General features: G+C 51.5%; 19 protein-coding genes. 15 read left to right on the plus strand and 4 right to left on the minus strand.

Translation table 11 applies throughout. The features are described from left to right. The gene (locus tag LMED105_RS15955) at positions 1–675 is read right to left on the minus strand and encodes a LuxR family transcriptional regulator (protein WP_008247054.1); all 675 of its coding nucleotides are present in this window, start codon (positions 673–675) and stop codon (positions 1–3) included. Between the two features lie 222 nt (positions 676–897). Between LMED105_RS15955 and LMED105_RS00450 the strand changes: the two genes are divergently transcribed. Beyond that, positions 898–1,410, plus strand: a complete 513-nt coding sequence (locus LMED105_RS00450) for a hypothetical protein (protein WP_008247055.1) — start codon at positions 898–900, stop codon at positions 1,408–1,410. 13 nt (positions 1,411–1,423) lie between these two features. On the opposite strand, the gene LMED105_RS15960 is transcribed toward LMED105_RS00450, so the two are convergent. Next, positions 1,424–3,802, minus strand: coding sequence for a GAF domain-containing protein (locus tag LMED105_RS15960; protein WP_008247057.1), 2,379 nt, complete (start codon positions 3,800–3,802; stop codon positions 1,424–1,426). A gap of 120 nt (positions 3,803–3,922) precedes the next feature. After that, complete coding sequence (locus LMED105_RS00460) at positions 3,923–4,384, minus strand: DUF1499 domain-containing protein (protein WP_008247058.1); 462 nt, start codon at positions 4,382–4,384, stop codon at positions 3,923–3,925. Positions 4,385–4,450: 66 nt separating this feature from the next. Between LMED105_RS00460 and LMED105_RS00465 the strand changes: the two genes are divergently transcribed. Together LMED105_RS00465 and LMED105_RS00470 are read left to right on the plus strand one after the other, a co-directional pair. Next, on the plus strand, positions 4,451–4,720 hold the full coding sequence (locus LMED105_RS00465; protein WP_008247059.1) for a TIGR03643 family protein: 270 nt from the start codon (positions 4,451–4,453) through the stop codon (positions 4,718–4,720). 52 nt (positions 4,721–4,772) lie between these two features. After that, entirely contained in the window at positions 4,773–5,801 is a 1,029-nt protein-coding gene (locus tag LMED105_RS00470; protein WP_008247060.1) for a hypothetical protein, read from the plus strand. 6 nt (positions 5,802–5,807) lie between these two features. Here the strand turns inward: LMED105_RS00470 and LMED105_RS00475 are convergent, their stop codons facing one another. Next, complete coding sequence (locus LMED105_RS00475) at positions 5,808–6,413, minus strand: MOSC domain-containing protein (RefSeq protein WP_040512006.1); 606 nt, start codon at positions 6,411–6,413, stop codon at positions 5,808–5,810. Positions 6,414–6,671: 258 nt separating this feature from the next. On the opposite strand from LMED105_RS00475, the gene LMED105_RS00480 reads away from it, so the two are divergent. The 12 genes from LMED105_RS00480 to atpA all read left to right on the plus strand — a co-directional run bounded on the left by LMED105_RS00480 (position 6,672) and on the right by atpA (position 18,665). Further along, positions 6,672–8,513, plus strand: a complete 1,842-nt coding sequence (locus tag LMED105_RS00480) for a phosphoenolpyruvate carboxykinase (GTP) (protein ID WP_008247067.1) — start codon at positions 6,672–6,674, stop codon at positions 8,511–8,513. 97 nt (positions 8,514–8,610) lie between these two features. Next, entirely contained in the window at positions 8,611–9,411 is an 801-nt protein-coding gene (locus LMED105_RS00485) for a TSUP family transporter (protein WP_008247068.1), read from the plus strand. Positions 9,412–9,990: 579 nt separating this feature from the next. After that, a complete protein-coding gene (gene mnmG, locus LMED105_RS00490; protein ID WP_008247070.1) occupies positions 9,991–11,943 on the plus strand; it encodes a tRNA uridine-5-carboxymethylaminomethyl(34) synthesis enzyme MnmG in 1,953 nt (650 codons plus the stop codon). Further along, complete coding sequence (gene rsmG / locus LMED105_RS00495; protein WP_008247076.1) at positions 11,940–12,617, plus strand: 16S rRNA (guanine(527)-N(7))-methyltransferase RsmG; 678 nt, start codon at positions 11,940–11,942, stop codon at positions 12,615–12,617. Before mnmG ends, rsmG begins: the two co-directional genes overlap by 4 nt. Positions 12,618–12,647: 30 nt before the next feature. Beyond that, the gene (locus LMED105_RS00500; protein WP_008247077.1) at positions 12,648–13,424 is read left to right on the plus strand and encodes a ParA family protein; all 777 of its coding nucleotides are present in this window, start codon (positions 12,648–12,650) and stop codon (positions 13,422–13,424) included. 21 nt (positions 13,425–13,445) lie between these two features. After that, positions 13,446–14,327 (plus strand): ParB/RepB/Spo0J family partition protein, encoded by an 882-nt coding sequence (locus LMED105_RS00505; RefSeq protein WP_008247079.1) that lies wholly within the window; start codon positions 13,446–13,448, stop codon positions 14,325–14,327. Positions 14,328–14,488: 161 nt separating this feature from the next. Further along, positions 14,489–14,821: an ATP synthase subunit I gene (locus tag LMED105_RS17115; protein WP_083797047.1), complete on the plus strand. Its 333-nt coding sequence runs from the start codon at positions 14,489–14,491 to the stop codon at positions 14,819–14,821. A 2-nt stretch (positions 14,822–14,823) separates the two neighbouring features. Then, positions 14,824–15,684, plus strand: coding sequence for a F0F1 ATP synthase subunit A (gene atpB, locus LMED105_RS00515; protein WP_040512007.1), 861 nt, complete (start codon positions 14,824–14,826; stop codon positions 15,682–15,684). A gap of 59 nt (positions 15,685–15,743) precedes the next feature. Continuing rightward, positions 15,744–15,986 carry a F0F1 ATP synthase subunit C gene (gene atpE / locus LMED105_RS00520; protein WP_008247085.1) on the plus strand — a complete coding sequence of 81 codons (243 nt, stop codon included), beginning with the start codon at positions 15,744–15,746 and terminating at the stop codon, positions 15,984–15,986. Positions 15,987–16,061: 75 nt separating this feature from the next. After that, positions 16,062–16,532 carry a F0F1 ATP synthase subunit B gene (locus LMED105_RS00525; RefSeq protein WP_040512009.1) on the plus strand — a complete coding sequence of 157 codons (471 nt, stop codon included), beginning with the start codon at positions 16,062–16,064 and terminating at the stop codon, positions 16,530–16,532. Between the two features lie 25 nt (positions 16,533–16,557). After that, positions 16,558–17,091 carry a F0F1 ATP synthase subunit delta gene (locus tag LMED105_RS00530; protein WP_008247087.1) on the plus strand — a complete coding sequence of 178 codons (534 nt, stop codon included), beginning with the start codon at positions 16,558–16,560 and terminating at the stop codon, positions 17,089–17,091. A 32-nt stretch (positions 17,092–17,123) separates the two neighbouring features. After that, positions 17,124–18,665, plus strand: coding sequence for a F0F1 ATP synthase subunit alpha (gene atpA, locus LMED105_RS00535; RefSeq protein ID WP_008247088.1), 1,542 nt, complete (start codon positions 17,124–17,126; stop codon positions 18,663–18,665). The last annotated feature ends 1 nt before the right edge of the window (position 18,666 follow it).

An 18,666-nucleotide genomic window follows, 5' to 3' on the forward strand; every position in this document is an offset into this window, starting at 1 on the left:
TCAGTGACTCTGCGCTTCTTCAAGTAACCGCGATTGTCGTTCTGCCTTGGTGAAAATAGACACTGCATGGGCTCGGTTTTGAGCGCCTAGTCTAACAAGTACTTCACGCATGTGGGCTCGAACAGTCTCTGGACTCAAGTTCATGTCACGGGCTGCTTCCTTCGCGGTCATGCCCACAGCAATGCGACGCATGATTTCGACCTGCCGCCATGTGAGTGGTTTTTTCGAGCCCGGTGCGATGATGTTGGACTGAAACTCGTTCTTTGACTTCATCTTGTCCGCACTCATTCCTTCCTGGCAGCTTACGCCTGTGGCCATCAGCCCCTTCATGACCGCATCCAGCAGTTCATGGTAGTCAGCGGATTTGCGCACACAAGGAATTTCCATCTCGGCCAGTTCCAGAAGGATGTCGTCGTGCGTGGTTCCAGTAAATGCCAGCAGTTGTGAGAACGGAAACAGGTCGCGTACACGCTGGGCAGAATTCACCCCTTCGCAGTCGGGCAAGTTCAGATCAAAGATGACAAGGCGCGGATTCTCATGAATATGTTGCTCGCTGGCCTGAATGGTGGGCACTTTGAGCACACTCAGGTCTGGGGCATGCTCGGTCAGCATGTCGGCCAGCATCATGGACACCAGTGGATGATCTTCAATTAAAAGTACAGCGTTGGGGTTCATTCGGCAACCTCCCAATTTGTTTGCCAAAAATAAAAACCGGTATTACCGATAATGTTCAAATCATGTTACGTGTGAACCCTCGAAGCGATGCCCCTTCATTTGGAGGATGGCTTCATTTGAAGCGTGCGAGTACGAATTGATTTCTCCCTCAAATAGGGGGGGGTCTCTTTGTGTTGATAGCGGCATCCCGGCTATCCACTAACCTAACGTTATTGAGTCTAAATGCCGTTTGGCCAGGTGAATGTAGTGAGTGAGTCAGAATCAAAACCATTGGAAGTCTGGGTCGCTGAAGATTCACCGTTCTACCGGCTTGTGGTGGAAGAGGCCATTGAAGAAATTGCCAAGGTGACTTACCTGTCCATTTCGCTGACTGTGTTCGAGCGCTTTGGTGACATCCGTGCCGCCTTGGATCAAGCGGAACGCGGCTTGCGGCCTTTGCCGGCAGCCGTGCTGTCCGATCTTCACTTTCCTGACAATGCACACGACGACTTGCAAGACATTTTGGTGTTTTACAGCAGGTATGTGCATGCAGTGCCAGTGTCTTACATGTCTTGTAATCTTGAAAGTCTGGAGCTTGCTGAAAGCCTTGCCGAGCAGCGATCGGACGCCATGCAGCAGGCCCGGTTTTTGCGCAAAGACACCGCAGAAACCATGACCAACCTGGTCAAGACCATTCATGCCATGGTGTTTGCACCACGCACTCAACACTCAAGTCTTGGGGCCACGCTGGCCTGAGTTTGAGTTCAGATCAGCTTTCAAATACCCGGAATACAATCAGAAAACACGGCGCGTTGCGTGCAGTGTCCAAAAACGGTGAGATCAAAATGTCGCAAGGCACTTTGTTCTCCGGGTTAATCTCGTATTCGGTTTTCACCAGAATTTTCTGGTGGCTTAGAAAACCGACGAGTAACTGGCGATAGTGTCTGGTCGGAATGCGGCCATGGATCAGGTGGTATGGGTTGCGCCCAAGCCATTTGTCTCGACCCTGGCCGACAAATGTTTCGAAAGCAGAGTTCACATACAACAAGCCAAAAGGATCTTTGGTGTTGCGAATGTCGTTGGTCACCATGATGACTTCCCGGATTTGTTCAATCGCCGAGTTCAACATGTACAAATCGCTGCTTTGATTTTTACGTTTGGTGATGTCTTTGATCAGGATGGTATAGCCAGTACCCGATTTGAACACACGCAGTGAAATCCAGCGTTTGATGAATCCTACAAACTGTTCTACCGATTTTGAGAAACCCACCTGATTTACGGTTTCCAGCAAAGCGGCAAATTGGGTTTTGTCGAGGTCAGGAATCAGTTCATTCAAGGGCATTGCGTGGACAAACAGCTCTTTGTCTTTTTGCAGCAAGGTTTTTGCATTCCGGTTTACAAAGCTCACATTCAGGCTGGAATCAATTTCGACCAGGCCATCGGTGAGGTTGTCGACAATCAGGTTGTAGGTCAGCAGGTTCTTTTCCAGTGCCTGCTCGACACGGCGTGTTTCGGAAATATCAACAATCGAGCCATAAAGGCCCATGGGTACGCCCTCATCACTGATGGAGGGGCGAATCATCATGCGAAACCATTTCTTTTTTTCATGTTGCCCAAGTGCCTCAAATTCAAGACTGGCCGGCTTGCGGTTGTTGATGCACTCAATAAAAAGTACCGCGATATTGCGACCAGACAATCTGGAGAGAATCGAGCTGAGATGGAAAATTGAATTGAGGGAGTCTTTGCTGGAGCCCAGTACTTCGCGGAGTATTTCAGTGGTTTTTAGCGATCCACTTTCAAGGTGATAATACCAGCCACCCACTTTGGCCAGGGTTCCGGTCAAATTCAAAAGACTTTCATCAAATATTGATTTTTGAACGGAAGATGACTTGTTGATCATTGCCGTGAAATTGGCGATCACCGATGGTTTCTTGAATGCAGTGAATCCTTTTTTTGGGCAAAGCTCCATGCGCAGCCAGGTACTGTTCTCATCTTGAAAGTTCAGGCGTGCCCACACCTCAGAAGGTGAGTTGTTTTTCAGGCATTGATTCAGGATTTTCGAGAATGTTTCCTGATCTTCACCGTAAAGCAAATCAATAAAACTTTCTTTGTGTTTGATCTTTGTGAATTCTTCGTCACCCGCGTTGGCCAGGCCGGTGATCAATCCTTGATGATCCAGGGCAAGCCTGCCTTTTACTGTCTCCCTCAAGAAAGACTTGGGAAACTTTTTCAGGTCCTGAGCGGGTTCCATGCGTGGCAAGCCGTCGGGGTCGCTTGGGGCCTCTTTGTGAAGATTTTCCAAAGCAGGTTCGCTGATTTTTTTTACCAAACCAAACAAGCGGGTATCACCTGCGTTGCCGCTGTCATAGACCTGTTCTTCAAAACGCACAATGTCGCCACTGGGCAAACGGACGCGGTACACAAAGGCATTTCCATCGCGTTCAAGTCGTGCCTTTTCGACCATTTCACGATCTTCATCGATCGGTAAACTGTTGAACCAGTTGGCCTGTACCACACGGGTTTGTGAGAGATTCAACCATTTCTCCATGGAGGGCGACAATTCAATCAGTCCGCCATGATCGGTGTTCTTCCAGCTACCCAAACCTTGATTGTTGTAGTTGTGTTGTTGTTTGGAATTCAATTCGTTTGATTCTTTGGCTTTCAACGCACGTTCAACAAGACTGTGTTCAACCAGTTTGGCCAAGGCCATTGCAACGGTCACTTCAGATTTGGTCCAGGTTCGCGCAGTGTTGTCGAGCAGGCAGAATGTGCCAATGTTGTTGCCGTTCACAGAGCGAATGGGGATACCCAAGTAGGCGCGAATCCAGGGGCTACCGAGCACCAGGGGGTTGGTCTTGAACACAGGGTGTTCAAGGCAGTCGTTGATCACATGCGGTTGATCGTGTTGAATGGTGTGAGAACAAATGGAAAGATCGCGCGGGACTTCCCGTACCTCGAATCCACGTTTGGCTTTGAACCAAAGTCGATCAGAATCAACAAACGCAATGAAGCAGAATGCGCAATTGAACGCGGATAAGCCCAGGTCCACTAACGCTTCAAAGTACTCTTCTTTTTCCGTGTCCAGAATATCGAGTTGGTACAGCTCAGTGAGCCTGACCGCCTCGTTGATTTCCTTTGGACTGCTCATTGTGGAAGTGTCTCCGTCCCTTTTTCCTCTCGGTACTCACTTTACACTTTGTCACCCGTACGAGGGACCACACTTTTGAACTACCCAATAAAAAATAGGAAAGTTTCGTGAGTAATTACCCTAGTTTGTGCTTAAAAGCACCCGCATTTGCTCTACACGTTTGCGGTTCGCGTCCAGGTCGCTGTATCCAACTCGCGAGGCAGAGCGAACATGAAGCAGGCCGCTGCCTTGATCAACGCGAAACTCCACATCATCGACAAAGCCAAAAAGGTCGCTCGTGAAAGTACTGGCCATGTATTGATCGTTGGAAAAATTGACATCGCCACCCAAGAGTTCGATGACTTCTTTCACTTTCAACAGGGGTTCCTCCCCCATGCCTGGCGTGATCTGCAAAGCGGCGATGGCGTGGTCGTCAGAAGGAGAGCTCTCGCTGCTTACACAGTTGGGTTTATTGGGGCAGGGGGCCAACTGGCCATTGGCCAGTCCGGGGGGCGCACCGGTTTCTGAGTACAGGCCCAAGCCGAAGAAGACAACGATCACCAATGTGATCAACACGATCAAGCTGAGCAGTGCTCTTTTCACTTAGTAGCCCCTTCTGTCATATACTGATTGTTAAATTTTCTCCAGTTTAGCGGTCAGTGAGATCAGATGTCCAAGCCTTTGCAGTTTAAGTTGTCCGAAGAAGATATTTCCCGCATCGTAGAAATGGCCTGGGAAGATCGAACGCCATTTGAAGCCATCGAACTTCAGTTTGGTTTGAATGAATCTCAAACCATTGAGCTGATGCGCGCCAGCATGAAAGCCAGTAGTTTCAAAATGTGGCGTGAACGTGTCACTGGCCGAAAAACCAAACACCTGAAGTTGCGTGGCTTTGTTCGCACCAAAGCCTATGCGCCAGGGCATTACAAAGTTCGCTGACTGAGTTTGTTCACCGAGTGACTCGACACCAGTTTCAATCGGGAGGTCTGAAATGCTAAAAGAACAGCACAACTCCCCACTGGCCGCGCGTAGTGGGCGGGACTGGATGCTGTGGTTCGGGCGTGCCTCGCAGCATTTGCCCGACCTTCACCGTGCGTTCCAGTTTTTGGAAAGTAGTTGTGAGCTTCTTGACGCCACTGATGAGGCCGAGTCAAAGTCCAGACTGCGCAAACTCAAACAACTGATTAATCGCTATGTTGGGCAGGCCCGTTGCCCTTCAGCCCAATCGTGCGAGCGAATCGCGATACGCACACAAGTACTTGATGGATGGTTGCAATCGGAACTGCAGCGCCAGCAAGACCCCAATTTGTTGGTGGAGTTGGGCGCGCACGGACTACAAAAATTGCTGGCCATTTGTGAAGGTGCTGACGACAAGCATGGCTTGTTGCTCAAAGCTGTGCGCGAATTCACGCGCGATTGGCTGAGCATTGTTTCGGCGCGGATTGAAAACCCAATTGAGCGCGCTTACTTGGTGTATCCGGTGGCCATGCTGGATCAGGCTGGCTTGGTCGATCCGTCCTGGTGGTGGAAGCAGATTGCCTTGTGTGATCGTCACACCGTTCTGGGTTTGCTTGAGCTTGAAATCAATGAAATGAACGAAATGCAGCCCACCAGCAATGTGAGTTGGCGTTCTTTCGACAAACGGTGGAGAAGGTTGCGTGTTCGCGCACTTCTTGAATATCTTGGTGAAAAGCGCCTGTTGGCTGAGTTGCTGCGAAAGTCGGCTGTTGATGATTTTGAGGCTGTAGTGGCAGTTCGTATGTTGCGTGAAACGGGCCGTTCACGCGATGCGATTGTGCAGGCCGAGCAATGGCTGCGCGCCCTTCCAAGAAGCCCGGTACTGGCTGAAGCTTTGTTCGATTTGTACTGCGATGACGGCTGGGATGAAGAGGCACTGGCGCTGGCTGTGACCCACTATGGTTACGACCCTAACCCAGTGTGGATTGATCGATTGGGGCGTTTGGTGTCGCCTTCAGCCAAGGCACAAATCAGGGTTTGGAAAAAGCAGCCAATCGCCTAGGCGCCACTAAAGCAGGTCCATTTGTCCTTTGCGGGTTTTAAAACGAAAGGACTCAAGCACAGTTTTGCCCTGCGGGTTGGCAAAGTGTTTTAACTCCACGCCTGCATGCAACTGCCCTGCTTGCACAACGCGCAAATACCAGCCGCAGTTGCCCTGCTGAATCATTTGTTTTGGGGCTGCGCTGTAACCCATGCGAATGGCAAATTTGTGGCATGGTTCGCGCGGATCAGTTACCCGAAGCCGTACTGCGCCCAACTCAAACTCATCACCTATCCGTACTTGGGTTTCATCCAGACCTTCTACCACCAGGTTTTCACCCAAGAATCCCCACGGTAGATCGGTGTCCAGGTTCTTTTCCTGGCGGCGCGCTTTCCAGAATTCATAGTGCTCAGCCGGCATCATGTACACGGCCTTGTCCAATCCACCATGCACCGACAAATTGCATTGCTCATCGCCTTCCAGACCCAGCTTTTTCAGTTCGATGGGGATCGGGTTTTGTTCAGTGCTTACAGCCTGTTTTTTGATCCCGCTTGCCTCGGTTTTGATGTCACCGGATGCTGTTCGATAGACCAATGGGGCGACCAGTCCCGTGCAAATTGCAATCAGCTTCATGAGGCTCCCGTATTCGTTCAGTTTCGCCACTTTACATGGCCTGTGTCGGAAAGCAAACACCGTATGCGATTAGGTGATAATGCCTATAGGAAAAACTTATTTCCGTTTGCTTACAACATGTTAAACTCGAGGGCTAAGTTTGCGGATAAGCGACATACTGATCGCCCGTGTGCTTGGTGTCATGTTCCGGTCACACTGTAGAGCAGCGCCAAAGCCCCCGCACAAAAGAATTACATTTGTCTATCTGGAGGTTTTAGCATGAGTGCAGTGCTGTCTATGGTCAGCCAGACCGTGCCGTCATACGTCAAGCACAAGAAGCTTGTGGCTTGGGTGCAAGAAATTGCAGCCCTTACCGAGCCCAAGAACATTGTGTGGTGTGACGGTTCACAAGAAGAGTACGAACGCCTTTGCGCAGAAATGGTTGAAGCAGGAACACTGCGCAAACTCAACCCTGAAAAGCGCCCCAATTCTTACCTGGCTTGGTCTGATCCCTCAGACGTGGCCCGCGTGGAAGACCGCACTTACATCTGCTCTGAAAAGAAAGAAGATGCGGGCCCCACCAACAACTGGGAAGACCCCGCCAAAATGCGCGCCACCCTGAACGGTTTGTTCAAAGGTTCCATGCGCGGTCGCACCCTTTATGTGGTGCCATTTTCAATGGGTCCTTTGGGTAGCCCAATTGCACACATTGGTGTTGAGTTGTCCGACTCAGCCTATGTGGTTGTCAACATGCGCATGATGACGCGCATGGGCAAAGCCGTTTACGACGTGCTGGGCGAGAGCGGCGAGTTCGTGCCTTGCGTACACACCGTGGGCGCACCCTTGGAAGCTGGCCAGAAAGACGTTGCATGGCCTTGCAACCCAAGCACCAAGTACATTGTTCACTATCCAGAAACCCGCGAAATCTGGTCTTATGGCTCCGGCTACGGCGGCAATGCATTGTTGGGCAAAAAGTGCCTGGCCTTGCGCATTGCGTCGACCATGGGTCGCGATCAAGGCTGGTTGGCCGAGCACATGCTGATTTTGGGTGTTACCAACCCCGAAGGCAAGAAGTACCATGTGGCTGCGGCTTTCCCGTCTGCCTGCGGTAAAACCAATTTTGCCATGTTGATTCCACCCGCATCCATGCAGGGCTGGAAGGTCACAACAATTGGTGACGACATTGCCTGGATCAAGCCGGACGCCAACGGCAAGTTGCGCGCGATTAACCCTGAAGCGGGTTACTTCGGCGTAGCCCCAGGTACCAACACCAAGACCAACTCAAACTGTATGGCTTCTTTGAACGCCAACGTAATTTTCACCAACGTAGCCCTGACAGATGATGGTGATGTGTGGTGGGAAGGTTTGACCAAGGAAGCGCCTGCGCACCTGGTTGACTGGACCGGCCAGGACTGGACACCTGATTGTGGTCGCAAGGCCTCGCACCCGAATGCCCGTTTCACCGTGGCTGCTGAGCAGAACCCTGTGATCGATAACAACTGGGACAATCCAGCTGGTGTTGAAATCGACGCATTCATTTTTGGTGGTCGCCGTTCAACTACAGTGCCTTTGGTTACTGAAGCTCGCAACTGGGTTGAAGGCGTTTACATGGCGGCAACCATGGGTTCAGAAACCACAGCTGCAGCTTTTGGTCAGCAAGGCGTGGTTCGTCGCGACCCGTTTGCCATGTTGCCATTCTGTGGTTACAACATGTCTGACTACTTCCAGCACTGGCTCGATTTGGGCAAGAAGCTTGAGTCGTCTGGTGCCAAGTTGCCCAGTATTTTCTGCGTAAACTGGTTCCGCACTGATGCAGAAGGCAAGTTTATCTGGCCAGGTTTCGGCGAAAACATGCGTGTTCTGGCGTGGGCCTTGGAACGCGTGGAAGGCAAGGGCAAAGGCGTGGATCACGTATTTGGCACTTCACCCAGCTACGACGATATTTCTTGGGATGGTTTGGAGTTCAGCAAAGAGCAGTTTGATTCCATCACGGCAATCGACAAGGCAGCATGGCTTGAAGAACTCGACCTGCATGCCGAGTTGTTTGAGAAATTGAAGCACAATTTGCCAGCACAGCTCGAAGAGACCAAAGCGCAAATCGCCAGTCGCTTGGCGGCCTGATCTGGCTTGAATGTTTTGACTTTATTCTGATACTCCGGAATTAGTCCTATGGCGGGCGCCCACAAGGCGCCCGTTTTCTTTTCTGCGGATATTCTTCATGTTTGAAAACATTGAGCTGTGGGTACTGGTGGCCTTGTGTGTGGCAGCATTTGGTGCAGGTTTGATCGACGCGATGGTTGGCGGAGGTGGGTTAATTCAAATCCCCGCCTTGTTTGGTTTGATGCCAGGTCAGGGGCATGCCACCTTGCTGGGTACCAATAAGATTTCTAGTGTGGTGGGCACTACATTTGCCGCTTACAAGTATGCCAAGGCCATTCAAGTGCCCTGGAATGCAGTGTTGCCTGCCACGGTCATGGCTTTGATTGGCGCCTATTGCGGTGCCTACATCGTCACCCAAATTTCCACTGAAGTATTGCGTTTGATGCTGCCGTTGCTCCTGATTGCAGTGGCTATTTATACGTTTCTACGTAAAGACCTTGGCAGTGTGCACGCGCCCAAGTTGGATAAGAATCGCGAACGATTCTTTGGTGCCTGTGTGGGTTTGGCGATTGGTTTTTATGATGGATTCTTCGGGCCCGGTACTGGTTCGTTTCTGATGGTGGCTTTTGTTGTTTTCTTTGGTTTTGATTTTCTGGCGGCTACCGCGGGCGCAAAGATGGTGAACATTGCCTGTAATCTGGCTTCGCTGGCGTGGTTTGCACCTGCAGGGCACGTCATTGTGTCGCTTGGTTTGCTCATGGCGGTGTTTAATCTGGCCGGCGCAAGAGTTGGAGCAAGTTTGGCCATTCGTAAGGGTGCAGGTTTTGTGCGTAAAATTCTTTTGGCGGTCGTGTTTTTGCTGATACTGCGTACCAGTTACGACAGTTACTGGCCGTATGTGAAAGCATGGATGGCGTGATTGTTCCACGTGGAACATGACAGGCTTGGTCGGCTTTTTGGCGTTGGCGTTGGCGTTGGCGTTGGCGTTGGCGTTGGCGAGGCTAGGGCGCTGGCCGCCTTGCCTAAGCAAGTCTTCTGATCCGGCTTGATGCTTCTGGCTTGGGGCATGCGAAACGCTTAAGCGTCTTCGCATCGGTTCCCCAAGGAACCGCCCCGCGCTTCGAAGCCGCCGGGAAGCCTTGCAAAGCCGGCAAGGCGACACAGCACCCAAGCCTCACCCGTGCTAACGCCAACGCGGTTGCCGCAGTTATAGTCGCTACTGCATGCATCGATGCCAGCGCGCTTAGGGCGGTTAATCAACAACAAGGGGGTTGTCAGGTTTTCTGGCGAAAGAGGGTATGCGCCTGAGCATACTGGGCAACGGGATGCGTCGCCTCTTGGTTGTCTGTTTTCTGTTCCACGTGAAACATGTTCGCTTGGGCAAAATCATGCCGAGGCATATAATTGCGCCATTGTCGCCGAATCGAACGCGTTTGCTTTCGGCATTTGAATTTTGAATCCCACGCTGGATTCCGGCACCAAGTGCCAGGAGTGAAGAATGTTTTATCCCGAAGAGTTTGATGTGATTGTTGTGGGTGGTGGCCATGCAGGTACCGAAGCTGCGCTTGCTGCTGCGCGCGCCGGAAGCAAAACCCTGCTGCTGACCCACAACATCGAAACACTTGGGCAAATGTCATGCAATCCGTCGATTGGTGGTATTGGTAAAGGTCACCTGGTTAAAGAAGTGGATGCATTGGGTGGTGCAATGGCCATTGCCACTGATGAGGCCGGCATTCAGTTCCGTATTTTAAATGGCTCCAAAGGTCCAGCTGTTCGGGCAACTCGCGCGCAAGCAGACCGTGTGTTGTATCGCCAAGCCATTCGCACACGTCTGGAAAATCAGCACAACTTGAGCATTTTTCAACAGTCTGTAGAAGATCTGTTGTTAGATGGCGATCGTGTGTGTGGCGCCGTTACGCAAGTGGGTTTGAAGTTCAAGGCCAAAGCCGTGGTGTTAACCGCAGGCACTTTCTTGAATGGCAAAATCCATGTGGGTTTGCAAAACTACTCCGCGGGTCGGGCAGGGGATCCTCCTTCAATTGGTTTGGGCATGCGCCTGCAGGAAATGAAGTTGCCGCAGGGCCGGTTAAAAACAGGTACGCCGCCACGTATCGATGGCCGCAGCATCGACTTTTCAGTGATGCAGGAACAGCCCGGTGATCTGGATCCGGTACCCGTATTTTCTTATTTGGGCAACACAGCCATGCATCCGCGGCAGTTGCCTTGCTGGATCACGCACACCAACCAGAACACCCATGACATCATTCGCGGTGGCCTGGACCGCAGCCCGATGTACACAGGCGTGATCGAAGGTGTGGGGCCACGTTACTGCCCGTCGATTGAAGACAAAATCCATCGCTTTGCTGACAAGGAATCACACCAAATTTTCCTTGAGCCAGAAGGCTTGACGACCAATGAGTATTATCCAAACGGTGTGTCTACTTCCTTGCCATTCGACGTGCAGCTGAACTTACTGCACTCCATCAAGGGTTTGGAGAATGCATATATCATGCGGCCCGGTTACGCGATTGAGTACGATTACTTCGATCCGCGCGCGCTGAAAACCACGCTTGAAACCAAGGCCATTGAGGGTTTGTTCTTCGCGGGTCAAATCAATGGCACCACAGGTTACGAAGAGGCGGCTGCTCAAGGTTTGCTGGCGGGTGTCAATGCTGCGCTTCTGGTGCAAGGCAAAGACCAGTGGACTCCCCGTCGCGACGAGGCCTATCTGGGCGTGCTCGTAGACGATTTGACCAGCAAGGGTGTGGCAGAGCCTTACCGCATGTTCACCAGCCGTGCTGAGTACCGTTTAAGCCTGCGTGAAGACAACGCAGATCAACGTTTGACGCCGATTGGTCGAAAACTGGGCTTGGTCGACGATATTCGCTGGAAAGCCTTTTCTGAAAAGCGCGAAGCGGTGGAATTAGAGAAACAACGCTTACGTTCCACGTGGATCAATCCGAAAATTGTGGCCCAAGCCGAAGCCGAGCGGGTATTGCACAAAGGGATTGATCGGGAGTACAACCTGTACGATTTGCTCAAACGCCCGGATGTCAGCTATCAAGATCTAAGTACCCTCAGTAAAGAGAACGGCGACCTGGCTTTGTCTAATCCCCTGGAGCAAACGGATTTGATTTCCCAGTTGGAAATTGAAGTGAAGTATGCGGGATACGTACTTCGGCAGCAGGCCGAAGTAGAGCGAGGCGCGGGCAATGAATCAATCCGCCTGCCTGCTGATTTCGATTACTCCGGCGTCAATGGCCTGAGCAAAGAAGTGCAGCAAAAGTTGAACACCCACAAGCCGGAAACGATCGGCCAGGCTGGCCGTATTCAAGGTGTCACCCCAGCGGCGATCTCACTCTTGCTGGTGCATTTGAAGAAACGTGATTTGTTGAATCGAAGCGCCAGTGCAAACAAGTCGGCTGACGGAACCACGGAGCAGGTTGCTTGAATTCACTGCACCGAAAACCAAAGTCTGAAACCCTTGGGTCTTCAGACCAGGATCTGCTGGAAAAGGGAATCGCAAATCTGCGTTTGGGTTTGAATTCCGAACAGCATGCACAGCTTTTTAAATATGGCCAGCTGATTCAGAAATGGAACCGGGTGTACAACCTTACTGCCATTCGCAACAATCGCGAGCTGATCACACACCATTTGCTGGATTCCCTGGCGGTACTGCCCGAAATTGCATTTGCCTTGCAGGCCACTAGCAGCCCAAGAATTCTGGATGTGGGTGCAGGCGCAGGTTTACCCGGTTTGGTATTGGCGATTGCGCAGCCTAACTGGCAGATCACGCTGATCGACACGGTTCAGAAAAAAGCCGCTTTCATGCAGCAAGCCATTGCCACCCTGGGTTTGAAGAATGCGCAGGCAGTGCACGGGCGGGTCGAAGAGTTTCAGGCCGATGTCCCGTTTGATCTGATTTGCTCCCGTGCCTTTTCCAGCATCGAGAATTTCATTGCGCTGAGCCAGCATGTATTGGCTGAGCATGGCCAGTTCGCGGCTCTGAAGGGCAGGGTTGAGGTGGACAGCGAAGTTCCTGCCGGTTGGAGAATTGATGCGCTTCATCCAATTGAAGTGCCATTCTTGGACGAGGCAAGGCACTTGTTCATGATTAAACGCTAAAATCAAAGCATTCATTCACAGGACAAGAAGATGGCGAAAGTTTTCTGCATTGCCAACCAGAAAGGTGGCGTGGGAAAAACCACCACAGCGGTGAATCTGGCAGCAGGTTTAGCCATGGCCAAACAACGCGTGCTGCTGGTCGATCTGGATCCTCAGGGCAACGCCACCATGGGCTGTGGTATCGACAAGCGCAGCGTCAAACACACGGTGTACCAGGTTTTGGTCGGCATGGTGGGTGTGGCCGAGGCCACTGTTCGTGCAGAAGGCGAGTTTGATGTTCTGGCAGCCAACCGTGAACTTGCAGGCGCAGAAGTCGAAATGGTCGAGTTTGAAGACCGTGAAATCAAGCTGCGTGAAGCCATTTCCGAGGTAGACGATCAATACGATTTCATCTTGATCGACTGTCCGCCCGCGCTGTCTTTGCTGACCCTGAACGCCCTGTGTTGTGCCAATGGCGTGGTCATTCCCATGCAGTGCGAATACTACGCACTGGAAGGTTTGAGCGATCTGGTCAACACCATCAAGCAGGTCTGTAAAAACTTGAACCCCAACTTGACCATCATTGGCTTGTTGCGGGTGATGTACGACCCACGAATGACACTGGCTCAGCAGGTTTCCGCTCAGCTGGAAAAGCATTTCGGCAACAAGGTGTTCAAAACCATCATCCCCCGCAATGTTCGCCTGGCCGAAGCGCCCAGTTATGGGGTCCCCGGTGTGTTGTTCGACAAATCCAGCAAGGGTGCCAAGGCCTATTTGGACTTCGCCAATGAAATGGTCGACCGGCTGGGTCTTCCCATTGCTGCATAACTTAATCAACGACAAGAAGATATGAACGCAATCAAACGCACGAAAGGCCTGGGCCGTGGCCTGGAAGCGCTTTTAGGCCCTTCTGGTGACGATGTCAACAAAGACATGGGTGAGCAGGTCATGACGCTGCCCCTGGGCAAGCTGCAGGCCGGTAAATACCAGCCACGATCCCGCATGGATGAGTCGTCACTCATGGAGCTGGCTGAGTCCATCAAAAGTCAGGGCATCATGCAGCCCATTCTGGTTCGCCCGATCGGCTCTGGAAAATACGAAATTATTGCGGGCGAGCGTCGCTTCCGCGCTTCCAAACTGGCGGGTTTGGAAGAAGTACCTGTGTTGGTGCGTGCTGTGCCCGACGAATCAGCGCTGGCCATGGCGCTGATTGAAAACATTCAGCGTGAAGACCTGAACCCGCTTGAAGAAGCCCTGGGCGTTCAGCGCCTTATTCGTGAATTCAATTTGACCCATGAAGACGCCGCTCGTGCCATTGGTCGATCCCGCAGTGCAACAAGCAATATGCTGCGCTTGCTCAACCTGGCTGAGCCTGTTCAAACCATGTTGCTGGCTGGCGACATTGAAATGGGTCATGCCCGCGCGTTACTGGCCTTGACTGCAGCCGAGCAAATTGCCTGCGCCAACGAGGTGGTGAACAAGCGCCTTTCTGTGCGTGAAACTGAAAAGCTGGTCAATGACTGGTCCAGCGATGCAGATCGTCAATCAGCCAAGCCCAAACAAACGGCCGATGTACGCCGGCTTGAAGAAGGATTGGCAGACTGGCTGGCCAGCGCTGTTCAGTTAAAAGCCAATGCAAATGGCAAGGGCAGTGTTACTATTAAATTCAATAATTTGGACGAGCTGGACGGTGTGCTGGAGCGCATCGGCTTTCCCAAAGAAGAGCTTTGAGTTTTGCACCAAATCGGTGTGAAAAATAAGCCGTTTTCGTTTGACTAGGGGCCGTACAAACCCCTATAATCTGGCGGTTTGTCAAAAACACGTGAGCCTTGCGGAAAATACGTACCCGACATAGGTACTCAACCAAGGTTAAATGTGGCAGCGCAGCAAATATGTGGAAAATAGTTGGACTCCAATGGGTCGTCGGGGTGGCAGTTTGCCTCCTCATGTTGTTGGTGTCCCCAATTCACGCGCAGTCTGCCGCTTGGGGTTTCGTTGCTGTCGCGTTGCCGAGCACTTTGTTCGCCGCACGGTTGGCCTTGGGTAGTAAAACCCCCATGGGCGGAACCTTTGTGTTTTTGGCCGGAGAATTCCTGAAGGTTGGCGCAACAATCGCAATCATGTTTGTAGCGAGTCAAGTTGATCCGAACATTGTTTGGTGGTCCTTGATCCTCACAGCGGTCGTCACCCTCAAAAGCTATTTTTTGGCATTTTTCTTGAGATAAGTATGGCATCTTCACCGAATGGGCTAACCCCCTCAGAGTACATCGTCCATCACTTGCAGCATTTCGCTACCGATAAGCAAAAATTTATCGTCGATTTCTCAGTGATCAACCTGGACACGATGTTTTTCTCCATCCTGTCTGGTCTAATCGTAATCTTCATGTTGCGCAAAGCGGCTTCCAAAGCCACTTCTGGCGTGCCAGGCCGTTTTCAGGGCTTTGTAGAAATGATGGTGGAAATGGTCGAGAACCAATCCAAAGCCATCGTTCATGGCGATCGCAGTTTCATCGCTCCCCTGGCATTGACCGTGTTCCTCTGGATTGTGGTCATGAATGCCTTTGACTTGGTGCCTGTGGATCTCATCCCCATGGCGTGGGGCGAGTTGCTGTATGCGCTGGGTTTTGCTGCCAGCCCCGGCGACCCCTACATGCGCGTAGTGGCCACTGCTGACCTGAACGGTGCACTGGGCATGTCCTTGGGTGTGCTGGTACTCATGCTGTACTACTCTGTAAAAATCAAGGGTGCAGGTGGCTTCGTTCATGAACTGTTCTGTGCACCGTTCGGTTCCAACCCACTGCTTTGGATCCCCAACTTTGTATTGAACCTCATTGAATTTGCCGCGAAGACCGTGTCCCTGGGCATGCGACTGTTCGGCAACATGTACGCAGGCGAATTGGTGTTCATGCTGATCGCTTTGCTGGGTGGCGCTGCTGCGTTGTCCTTGGGTGGAGCATTTGCCTTCTTGGGCCATGTATTGGCCGGAACAATCTGGGCGATTTTCCACATTCTGATCGTGTTGCTTCAGGGCTTCATTTTCATGATGTTGACCTTGATCTACATTGGCCAGGCGCATCAGGGCCACTGATCGATTTTTAGTTTTTTTGGTTTTTTTAATTTTTCATTTTTTCAATTTAAGGAGTTGTCATGACTAACGTTGCTTTCGTAGCTCTTGCTTGCGGCATTATCATTGGTTTGGGTGCTATCGGTGCCTGTATCGGTATCGCGATCATGGGTGGTAAGTACCTGGAAGCTTCTGCTCGCCAGCCAGAACTGATGAACGAACTGCAAACAAAGATGTTCGTTTTGGCCGGTCTGATCGACGCTGCGTTCCTGATCGGTGTTGGTATCGCGATGATGTTCGCGTTTGCTAACCCATTTGTTGGTTAATTTACAGCCACTTCCTTCGAACAACACCGCACGAATGTTTTAAGTCCAATTCGTGCGTTTTAGAGGAAACATGCCGTGAACTTAAACGCAACGCTGTTTGCTCAGCTCGTCGTTTTCTTCATCTTGGCGGTCTTTACGATGAAATTCGTTTGGCCCCCGCTGATCAAGAGCATCGATGAGCGTGCAAAGAAAATCGCAGACGGCCTGGCCGCTGCAGAACGTGGTAAGCAGGCTTTGGCAGATGCTGGTCGTAAAGCTGAACAGGAATTGGCTGCAAGCCGTTCTGAAAATCAGCAGCGTCTGGCTGAAGCTGAAAAGCGTGCCCAGCAGATTATTGAAGAGGCAAAACAACAAGCCGAAGTTGAGCGCAAGCGAATTCTTGCGCAGGCTGAAGCGGAAGCTGCGAACGAAGCACAACGTGCCCGTGACCAGTTGCGCGATCAGTTGGCAACACTCGTGGTGAAAGGCGCAGAACAAATCCTGAAGAAGGAAGTGAACGCCCAGGCCCACGCAGATTTGCTCAATCAACTGAAAGCGGAACTGTAAGCCTAACGAGCTAAGGAAACACAACATGGTCGAACTATCCACCATCGCCCGTCCTTACGCTGAAGCAGCGTTTGATGTTGCCAAAACATCGAACCTGAATCAGTGGAGTGATTGGCTACAGTCGTGGTCGGCAGTCGCAAGCAACGAAGACATCAAATTGCTGGTCAGCAACCCAAAGTTGACTGACGAGCAGGTGTTGAAAGTGTTTGTTGAACTGACCAAGACACCGGCGGAAGCGCAAGCAATGAATTTCTTGGGTGCGCTTGTGGAAAATGGCCGTTTGCTGGCCTTGCCAGAAATCGCTCGACAGTTCGAAGAATTGAAGAACAGCCATGAAGGTTCTGCAGATGCGATCATCGCCTCTGCATTCCCCATGACTGATGCTGAAGTTCAAAACGTACGTGGTGCATTGGAAAAGAAATTTGGTTCCAAATTGAACGTCACTGTTCAAGTGGATGAATCGCTGATTGGTGGCGTTTGCGTCACTGTGGGCGATCAAATTTTGGATAGTTCGGTGCGCGGCAAACTCAACGCGATGAAGGCGGCTTTAACAGCCTAACTTGGCCCTCAAACGTAATTGGAGCAATCAATATGCAGATTAATCCCTCTGAGATCAGTGAACTGATCAAGAGCCGGATCGAAGGCCTCGGATCATCGGCCGACATCCGGACACAAGGTACTGTAGTGTCCGTGAGCGACGGTATTTGCCGCGTTCATGGTTTGTCAGATGTAATGCAAGGTGAAATGCTGGAATTCCCAGGCAACACCTTTGGCTTGGCGCTCAACCTGGAACGTGATTCCGTGGGTGTCGTTATTTTGGGTTCTTACGAGCACATTTCTGAAGGCGACATGGTCAAGTGTACCGGCCGTATTCTGGAAGTGCCAGTGGGTCCCGAGTTGCGTGGTCGCGTGGTAAACGCATTGGGTGTGCCTATCGACGGCAAGGGCCCAGTGAACGCCAAGATGACCGACGTGATCGAAAAAGTGGCACCTGGTGTGATTGAGCGTAAATCAGTAGACCAGCCACTGCAAACCGGTGTAAAGGCGATTGACGCCATGGTTCCTGTTGGCCGTGGCCAGCGTGAATTGATCATTGGTGACCGCCAGACTGGTAAAACAGCTGTTGCGATCGACGCGATCATTAACCAGAAAGGCACTGGCGTAACTTGCGTGTACGTGGCTGTGGGCCAAAAAGCCTCTTCCATCGTAAACGTGTTGCGCAAACTGGAAGAGCACGGCGCACTGGAATACACCATTGTTGTGGTGGCTTCCGCTTCAGAATCAGCAGCCATGCAATATTTGGCTCCTTACTCTGGTTGCACCATGGGCGAATATTTCCGCGATCGCGGTGAAGACGCCCTGATTGTGTACGACGATCTGTCCAAGCAAGCTGTAGCCTACCGTCAAATTTCCCTGTTGCTGCGTCGTCCACCCGGTCGCGAAGCTTACCCAGGTGACGTGTTCTATCTACACAGCCGTTTGCTGGAGCGCGCATCACGCGTGAACGCCGAATACGTTGAAAAATTCACCAAGGGTGAAGTGAAAGGCAAAACAGGTTCTTTGACCGCGCTGCCAATCATTGAAACCCAGGCGGGTGACGTAACAGCGTTCGTTCCAACCAACGTAATTTCGATTACTGACGGTCAAATCTTCTTGGAAACCGACTTGTTCAACGCCGGTATTCGTCCAGCGATTAACGCGGGTATTTCCGTGTCTCGCGTGGGTGGTGCAGCGCAAACGAAGGTGGTCAAGAAGCTGTCAGGCGGTATTCGTACCGACTTGGCGCAGTACCGTGAATTGGCTGCGTTTGCGCAGTTTGCTTCTGATCTGGATGAAGCAACCCGCCGCCAGCTGGAACGTGGTCGCCGTGTGGTTGAATTGCTGAAGCAGCCCCAGTACGCCCCATTGAAAACATGGGAAATGGCACTGGCCCTGTTTGCAATCAACAATGGTTATTTGGATGATGTCGAGGTATCGAACGTTCTTCCTTTTGAGGTTTCCCTGCGTCAATTCATGCAGACAAGCCACAAGGACCTGATCGATCGTATCGAGCAGACTTACGAATTGTCGAAAGACGATGAGCCTAAGCTGCACGAGGCCGTGAAATCATTCAAGAAAACTGGCGCGTATTAAT

Source organism: Limnobacter sp. MED105, from assembly GCF_000170915.1.
In the GTDB taxonomy this organism is placed as follows: domain Bacteria; phylum Pseudomonadota; class Gammaproteobacteria; order Burkholderiales; family Burkholderiaceae_B; genus Limnobacter.

Coding starts and splice junctions, on each gene's coding strand:
- LMED105_RS15955 (WP_008247054.1), bottom strand. CDS start 675: ATGAACCCCAACGCTGTACTTTTAATTGAAGATCATCCACTGGTGTCC.
- LMED105_RS00450 (WP_008247055.1), top strand. CDS start 898: ATGCCGTTTGGCCAGGTGAATGTAGTGAGTGAGTCAGAATCAAAACCA.
- LMED105_RS15960 (WP_008247057.1), bottom strand. CDS start 3,802: ATGAGCAGTCCAAAGGAAATCAACGAGGCGGTCAGGCTCACTGAGCTG.
- LMED105_RS00465 (WP_008247059.1), top strand. CDS start 4,451: ATGTCCAAGCCTTTGCAGTTTAAGTTGTCCGAAGAAGATATTTCCCGC.
- LMED105_RS00470 (WP_008247060.1), top strand. CDS start 4,773: ATGCTAAAAGAACAGCACAACTCCCCACTGGCCGCGCGTAGTGGGCGG.
- LMED105_RS00475 (WP_040512006.1), bottom strand. CDS start 6,413: ATGAAGCTGATTGCAATTTGCACGGGACTGGTCGCCCCATTGGTCTAT.
- LMED105_RS00480 (WP_008247067.1), top strand. CDS start 6,672: ATGAGTGCAGTGCTGTCTATGGTCAGCCAGACCGTGCCGTCATACGTC.
- LMED105_RS00485 (WP_008247068.1), top strand. CDS start 8,611: ATGTTTGAAAACATTGAGCTGTGGGTACTGGTGGCCTTGTGTGTGGCA.
- mnmG (WP_008247070.1), top strand. CDS start 9,991: ATGTTTTATCCCGAAGAGTTTGATGTGATTGTTGTGGGTGGTGGCCAT.
- LMED105_RS00500 (WP_008247077.1), top strand. CDS start 12,648: ATGGCGAAAGTTTTCTGCATTGCCAACCAGAAAGGTGGCGTGGGAAAA.
- LMED105_RS00505 (WP_008247079.1), top strand. CDS start 13,446: ATGAACGCAATCAAACGCACGAAAGGCCTGGGCCGTGGCCTGGAAGCG.
- LMED105_RS17115 (WP_083797047.1), top strand. CDS start 14,489: ATGTGGAAAATAGTTGGACTCCAATGGGTCGTCGGGGTGGCAGTTTGC.
- atpB (WP_040512007.1), top strand. CDS start 14,824: ATGGCATCTTCACCGAATGGGCTAACCCCCTCAGAGTACATCGTCCAT.
- atpE (WP_008247085.1), top strand. CDS start 15,744: ATGACTAACGTTGCTTTCGTAGCTCTTGCTTGCGGCATTATCATTGGT.
- LMED105_RS00530 (WP_008247087.1), top strand. CDS start 16,558: ATGGTCGAACTATCCACCATCGCCCGTCCTTACGCTGAAGCAGCGTTT.
- atpA (WP_008247088.1), top strand. CDS start 17,124: ATGCAGATTAATCCCTCTGAGATCAGTGAACTGATCAAGAGCCGGATC.